The organism is Synechocystis sp. LEGE 06083 (assembly GCF_015207725.1).
Classification (GTDB): domain Bacteria; phylum Cyanobacteriota; class Cyanobacteriia; order Cyanobacteriales; family Microcystaceae; genus Synechocystis; species Synechocystis salina.
This window is the reverse complement of sequence record NZ_JADEWJ010000220.1, coordinates 1-6,806: the sequence shown is the minus strand read 5'-3', so window position 1 is coordinate 6,806 and position 6,806 is coordinate 1. Positions and strand designations below refer to the sequence as shown.

7 protein-coding genes are annotated in these 6,806 nt (G+C 49.3%); 4 read left to right on the top strand and 3 right to left on the bottom strand.

From position 1 onward, the window contains the following. From IQ219_RS15000 to IQ219_RS14990, 3 genes are all read right to left on the bottom strand, one after another. A partial coding sequence (locus tag IQ219_RS15000; RefSeq protein WP_194073138.1) for an NAD(P)H-binding protein occupies positions 1 to 762 on the bottom strand: 762 nt, incomplete at its 3' end. A 221-nt stretch (positions 763 to 983) separates the two neighbouring features. Next, the gene (locus IQ219_RS14995; RefSeq protein WP_228017164.1) at positions 984 to 1,400 is read right to left on the bottom strand and encodes a hypothetical protein; all 417 of its coding nucleotides are present in this window, start codon (positions 1,398 to 1,400) and stop codon (positions 984 to 986) included. Positions 1,401 to 1,632: 232 nt separating this feature from the next. Beyond that, positions 1,633 to 2,208: a DUF3038 domain-containing protein gene (locus IQ219_RS14990; RefSeq protein ID WP_190595729.1), complete on the bottom strand. Its 576-nt coding sequence runs from the start codon at positions 2,206 to 2,208 to the stop codon at positions 1,633 to 1,635. Between the two features lie 345 nt (positions 2,209 to 2,553). Here IQ219_RS14990 and IQ219_RS14985 point away from each other — a divergent pair, with 345 nt between their 5' ends. The 4 genes from IQ219_RS14985 to alaS form a co-directional block, all read left to right on the top strand. Continuing rightward, positions 2,554 to 3,021 carry an AbrB family transcriptional regulator gene (locus IQ219_RS14985; RefSeq protein ID WP_199309499.1) on the top strand — a complete coding sequence of 156 codons (468 nt, stop codon included), beginning with the start codon at positions 2,554 to 2,556 and terminating at the stop codon, positions 3,019 to 3,021. 37 nt (positions 3,022 to 3,058) lie between these two features. Beyond that, the gene (locus tag IQ219_RS14980; protein ID WP_368667614.1) at positions 3,059 to 4,054 is read left to right on the top strand and encodes a lysostaphin resistance A-like protein; all 996 of its coding nucleotides are present in this window, start codon (positions 3,059 to 3,061) and stop codon (positions 4,052 to 4,054) included. Between the two features lie 82 nt (positions 4,055 to 4,136). Continuing rightward, positions 4,137 to 4,595: a hypothetical protein gene (locus IQ219_RS14975; protein WP_228017163.1), complete on the top strand. Its 459-nt coding sequence runs from the start codon at positions 4,137 to 4,139 to the stop codon at positions 4,593 to 4,595. 172 nt (positions 4,596 to 4,767) lie between these two features. Then, the coding region (gene alaS, locus IQ219_RS14970) for an alanine--tRNA ligase (RefSeq protein WP_194073136.1) at positions 4,768 to 6,806 on the top strand (2,039 nt) is incomplete at its 3' end.

The following is a 6,806-nucleotide window of genomic DNA, read 5'->3' as shown; positions in this document are numbered from 1 at the left end:
GCGATCGGAGGCGTTATAGGTCCACTGGAAAAAGCGAGTCAAGCTCCGCATAAATCTTAAAACCGCCATGGGCACCTGGGAAATGCGAGCCGTATTGCCCGACATTCTTTCGCACAGTTGAATAATTTCCGTTGCCCCCCAGGCCCGACTGCCCACCACAGGATAGGTTTGGCGGGCTACGCTGTCCAATTCCGCCGCCCGCACCGCAAACTTGGCCACATCCTGGGTATTCATGTAGGCGATCGGGGTGTTTTCGCCGGTTTGCCACACTGACTGATTATCCAAAATGGGGATGGCATACTGACCAATCAACCCCTGCATAAAACCTGCCAGTTGTAGGACGGTGTAGTCCAGGTCTGTTTGGGCTAAAAATTTCTCGGTACAGTGTTTGATGTCCATTAGGGGAACTTTGGGATATTCTGCTGCCCGCAAAATGGAGAAAAAGATAAACTTTTTGATGCCCGCCTTCTGCACAGCCCGGATAAGGTTGAGCTTACCTTCCCAGTCCACTTGGCGAATGGTGAGAGCATCGGTGGCCCTGGCGGTGGAGGCGTCGATCACAGCGTCGATGTTTTCTAGGGCAGGGGGCAAGGTTTCTGGCTTACAAATATTTCCCCCCACAATGGTGGCTCCCCACTCTTTAAGAAAAGTTGCTTTTCTCAGACTACGGACCAGACAAACAACGGTGTGACCTTGGTCGATCGCCTGCCGAACAATTTGCCTGCCGAGGGTTCCTGTGCCGCCTACCACCAAAACTCGCATCTTAATTTTCTTTACAAATTTTAATACTTTGCTAAATCCTATCAGACTCTGACAATTATGGGTATTGGGGCCAGCCCCCAAAAATTTTGTTCTTGTACCCCGGTACAGGCCCCAATGTCAATGCAGTTCAGGTAAAGCAGGACTAACCTCTACATAGGGCAAGGCAACTCCTCCGTCCGATCCGGAGGTAGGGACCAGTGAAAAAGCAAAAATCGTTATGTTCAAGAAGTCTGACGTTCCAGCAAACCACTGGGGCCAGCCTGTTGACAATATTGCAAAAAGGTAGAGAAAGCTTCAGGGCAGTCCACTTCGATAATTTTGCCGCCGATTTCATCAAAACTTTCATTGCGGCATTGACGCCACGTGGGAGTAACCGTAACGGTAATGGTGGGTAAGGCTTCGTTGTCCATGCGCCGGAGCTTAACAACAAAATCCCTATCCTTGGGCCAATCGTTGGGAACACTCACACAAATGCCGCTGCGAGTTAAATCAAAGGATACCCCCACCAATTCCCCTTCCATATCGAACACTTGGCAAAAGGCCAACATCCGCTCTTCCCGACGTCGGTCCTGTACTCCTTGGAGATGGGCGATGGTCAGGGCCTCTTGGGAGATGGGAGGTGGAGAATCTTGAGCCATAGAGATTATTTCCTCAGTCAAATAGGTTTACCTAGTCCATGGGCCTGGTTGACCATAATTGTAGTCATTTACTGGATCGATCGCCTTTTCCACCAGGTCTTTTGGGCAATTTTTTACAGCAGGAAGCAATCCAGCAATCCATAGGTATTTTCCCAGTTAGAGCTTTGGGAGCAGGACTGGGAAGGGGCTAATTTGGGGGCAAAGCACAGAGGCCAGAACTGGTAGGGATAAGTTAAGCAGAGGAAACCATTGTGGCCAATACTCCCCAGAGTCGGCGGGGGCCGTCTTGACTGCTAAAGAAAAATAATTCCGTCAGCAAGGCGAGGAGGCGATCGGGGGTGGGCGCTGGTAGAGGAATATGACCCTCTCCCCCCTGTTTTTCCACATAGGCTTGCCAAGCGGAGGTGAATTTTCGAGCGTACTCACTTAAAAGTACGGTTTGTAACGGATTTTTGCCCTGTTCCTTGGTCTGCTCCACTAAACTGACCGATCGCCGCAACAATTCCTGGTAATGGGCTCCTAAGTAGGCGATCGCCATGGCCAAAAGTCGAATTCCTTCCACATCTAGTTGGCCGGGGGCAACAGCAGGAACGGGGTATTTCTTAGTCAAAGATTGACCTGTTGTCGTAGGTAACGAAATTTTTTCTAGGGTTGTCGTCCAGGTGTCCTGATCCACATCCGTCAAAGCTACCAAGGCCAACAAAAGCTGGTCTAGGTAGCAATTCATTTGTCGCAGTTGTTGACGATTGGGGGCAGTGGCAAAGGACTGGGGGGGAGCGGGGCTAGAGGCGAACTGAGCAAGAACCATAGAATCTCAGGGACCGGGGGAAATGTTAATGAATGCATGACATGCATAGGATAGCGAATTGGGCCAAAGCAATGGTTTCCCCAGGGATAAATATATTTTGCCCCACTGCCCGGGTTAATTCCTGGTTAATTTTGCCGCTAATCCGGGCAAAAAAACATTGTTTTTCGGAAAGTTGAACCCGTAGCTAGCTTGTATTGCCCAAACCTAACTCATCATTGCTCCATGGTGGCAAAAAATCTTTAGGACAAAACTCGCCAGAGGTCAAGGCTTGATTTTTTCAGAGGGAAAAATTCCCCGGCTAAACAATCAAAAAGTTGGAAAAAAAAGTTTTTCAGCTAAGGTTTAATGTTATATTTTATCTCATGTAGACTTTTGAAAAAAACAAGTCCCCGCAATCAAGTATCATTCAACGGAAAAAATAATCCCATGCCAAACGCCTCCACCGCACTAACCGGCAAAGCATTACTCAATAAAGTCAAAGAACTATCCCATCTGCCCCGTCGAGAAACAGCGAAAGCCTGTGGTTACTACTCCACTTCCAAGGAAGGACAAGTACGGGTTAATTTGACCGACTTCTATGACGCAGTTCTAGCGGCCAAAGGGGTTCCCCTCGATCCCTCTGGTACCAAAGATGGTCGGGGTCGTGAACCGACATTCCGCGTTAGTGTACATAAAAATGGGCAAATTGTTATTGGCTCTACCTACACCCAAGAAATGGGTCTGAAGTCCGGTGATGAGTTTGAGATCAAGCTTGGTTACAAGCATATTCACCTGAAGCAAATTACCGATAGCGACGACGAAGAGGAAGTATAAATTTCTCGGCTCTGGTTCCCTAAGCAGGAGGGACTAGGTGCTTTTTCCCTGGGGGGGAGACCTGAAACAAAAAGGTTTCTCCCTTTTTTTATCGATTAGGGATGACAGCGGACGTACTGTCAAGCTAGCCCTTGCAAATTTTGCTTTTTTTCAAAAAAAAATTGACGATCGCCAGGGGGATGGGCCGATGGAAAATTTAATGAAGTTTTGGCAACCATGGCCGGGATTGTTGAAAATTACTGTTTTTCTGGTGGGCTGGCTAGTGCTGTGGTATCCCATTGCCCTGGTGGTGGGGCGTAAATTAGCTTGGCAACCCTGGCAGGCTGTCACCCCGGAGCAAAAGCTACCTTTGGTGTTATCCCTTTACTTGGTTTCTCCCCTACCCATCTGGGCGATGAGCCAATTAGATGGTCAATCCCTCCAGGATTATGGATTATCATTCACCCCGGATCAGTTATTTTCTTTGGCGATCGCCGTGGTGGTGGCAGTGTTGGGTTTGGGTTTAACCTTGGCGGTGCAGGGCAAAATTGGACTACTGCAATGGCACGGGGAAAAACTGTGGGATTTAGTTAAACTTTCTCCCCTATTTCTACTCTTGGCCCTGGCGATCGCCTTGGTGGAAGAGCTAATTTTTCGGGGCATTTTCCAAAATCAATTGCAACAAAATTTACCAGTCTGGGTAGCGGCCATAGTAATCAGCGCCATTTTTGCCGTGCTTCATCTGCTCTGGGAACGACGTTTGACAGCCTATCAATTGCCCGGCCTATGGTTATTGGGCATGGTACTCGTGTGGGCCCGCTTAGTGGATGGTGGTAATCTGGCCCTGGCCTGGGGATTGCACGGGGGCTGGGTCTTTGCCCTGGCGGCCTGCGATGCCACTGGTTTAATCACCTATCCTTCCACCACTGGTAACCTTTGGGCAGGCAAAGCCAATCAACCCCTAGCAGGGCTAGCTGGTATTGGTTGTTTATTGCTCACTGCCTTGGCGATCGGGCTATTTCCCTACTTGTTACCCCTTTGGCCCGGAGTTTGAAGACCCAATTACCCGGAATGGGTTTGGTATGATGGTTGCCCGTTGCCCCTTTGTCTTCTGTTTTCCACCTATGCCATTGCCCTTGTCGCAAAAATTTGCTGCTTTTCTCGCCCGTCGAACCGTCCGCTTTGGTGGGAGCTTGATTTTAATCCTAGGGTTAAACCAGGGCTTGATCAGTTGTGGAACCAGTAAAGCAAATCAATGCCGCCAACTGATTTTAATTACCAAACAGATGGCGGAGGAAGGGGCTAAATACAGGGATACCACCTCGACGGAAGAAGTGCTAAAAATTGCCGATGCGTTCGATGCCACCGCCACTAAGGTCGAACGACTTAACCTGGAAGATCCCGTTCTGGCCAATTACCAAGGGGAGTTAGTGGAGATTTACCAAGGCAATGGGTCAGCCACCCGCAACATGGTCCAAGCATTGGAAAGTAAGGATATTTTGACTGCCCAACTTGCCCAAAAACAGGTGACTACCATCGGTCAACGGGAACAACAGGTAATCACCAACATCAATGTCCATTGCCAACAGCCCTAGGCACCATAGTCTTGCCATTTTTGCCCATGGAGTTAATGGACAGATTCTAACCACTCCACATAGTTTTAACTGGGGTTGAACCTCCGGTAAGAAAGGGTCAGGCACCAACCCCTAAAATGGGAAAATAGGCACAGTGCCCCAAAGTTTCATCTGCAAAATCTTCAACTAGACCATGACCACCACCCCGCCCGTCCTCAGCGGCCCCGCCATTCGTGAGCAATTTTTGCGCTTCTTTGCCGATCGCCAGCATCAAATTTTGCCCAGTGCCTCTCTGGTGCCGGAGGACCCCACCGTATTGTTGACCATTGCGGGGATGTTGCCGTTCAAGCCAATTTTTTTAGGACAAAAGCCAGCTGAATTCCTCCGGGCCACCACTTCCCAAAAATGTATCCGCACCAACGACATTGAAAACGTCGGCCGCACCGCCCGCCACCATACCTTTTTTGAAATGTTGGGCAACTTTAGCTTTGGGGATTACTTCAAATCTCAGGCGATCGCCTGGGCCTGGGAATTATCCACCCAAGTATTTCAACTGCCCCCGGAAAGGTTGGTGGTGAGCGTCTTTGAAGAAGACGATGAAGCCTTTGCCATTTGGCGTGATGAAATTGGTATCCCGGCCCACCGCATCCAACGCATGGGGGCAGATGATAATTTTTGGGTTTCTGGCCCCACAGGGCCTTGCGGGCCTTGTTCGGAAATTTACTACGATTTCCACCCAGAATTAGGAGATGAGAAATTAGATTTGGAAGACGATAGCCGGTTTATTGAGTTTTACAACTTGGTATTCATGCAGTACAACCGGGATATGGGGGAGAATTTGACTCCCCTGGAGAAAAAAAATATTGACACGGGCATGGGCTTAGAAAGAATGGCTCAAATTCTGCAACAAGTGCCCAATAATTACGAAACGGATCTGATTTTCCCCATTATTCAAACAGCGGCAGGGATAGCGGGGATTGATTATGGTCAAGCAGATGAAAAAACGAAAATTTCACTAAAAGTAATCGGGGACCATGTCCGGGCGGTGGTCCACATGATTGCCGACGGTATTAGTGCGTCCAATTTGGGGAGAGGCTATGTGCTCCGAAGATTGATCCGCCGGGTGGTGCGCCATGGTCGTTTACTGGGGATAGAAGGGGAATTTACCACCAAAGTAGCCGCCACCGCCATTGACCTGGCCCAGCCAGTTTACCCCAATGTGTTGGAACGCCAAACCTTGATTAACCAAGAGTTGCAGCGGGAAGAAGCGGCTTTTTTGAAAACCCTAGAACGGGGAGAAAAGTTGTTAGCGGATTTAATGGCCGACGGAGTCAAGGAAATTGCTGGAGTGGATGCGTTTACTTTATACGACACCTTTGGTTTTCCCTTGGAATTAACCCAGGAAATTGCCGAAGAAAAGGGTATTACTGTGGATGTGGAAGGGTTTAAAAAAGCTATGCAGGAACAACAGGAACGTTCCAAAGCGGCCCACGAAACTATAGATTTAACAGTGCAGGAAAGTTTAGATCAATTGGCTAACCGTATCCATCCCACGGAATTTTTGGGCTATACCGATGTACAAAGTTCAGCGGTGGTCAAAGCGGTATTGGTGGCGGGGGCATTGGTAGAAGAAGGGAAAGCGGGGCAAACTGTGCAAATCGTACTGGATCAAACCCCTTTCTATGGAGAATCCGGCGGGCAAATTGGCGATAAGGGTTTTCTCAACGGCGATAATTTGCTCATTCGCATTGAAGATGTGAAACGGGAATCAGGCGTTTTCATCCATTTTGGCCGGGTGGAACGGGGCGTTGTCCAGGTGGGGGACACAGTTACTGCCACCATTGATCGGGCCTGCCGCCGTCGAGCCCAAGCCAATCACACGGCCACCCATTTACTGCAATCAGCCCTGAAAAAAGTGGTGGATGAGGGGATTTCCCAAGCCGGTTCCTTGGTGGATTTCAATCGTTTACGGTTCGACTTTAATTCTCCCCGGGCGGTGACAACGGAGGAGCTACAGCAAATTGAAGATTTGATCAATCAATGGATTGCCGAAGCCCATCAAACTGAGGTGGCAGTAATGCCGATCGCCGATGCCAAGGCCAAAGGGGCGATCGCCATGTTTGGGGAAAAGTACGGCGCTGAAGTGCGGGTCATTGACGTGCCAGGGGTTTCTTTAGAACTGTGTGTCGGTACCCATGTGGCCAATACGGCCGAAATTGGTTTGTTCAAAAT

Excerpts from the sequence above, each read along its gene's own strand:
- IQ219_RS14995 (WP_228017164.1), bottom strand. The coding sequence starts at position 1,400 with ATGGCTCAAGATTCTCCACCTCCCATCTCCCAAGAGGCCCTGACCATC.
- IQ219_RS14990 (WP_190595729.1), bottom strand. The coding sequence starts at position 2,208 with ATGGTTCTTGCTCAGTTCGCCTCTAGCCCCGCTCCCCCCCAGTCCTTT.
- IQ219_RS14985 (WP_199309499.1), top strand. The coding sequence starts at position 2,554 with ATGTTATATTTTATCTCATGTAGACTTTTGAAAAAAACAAGTCCCCGC.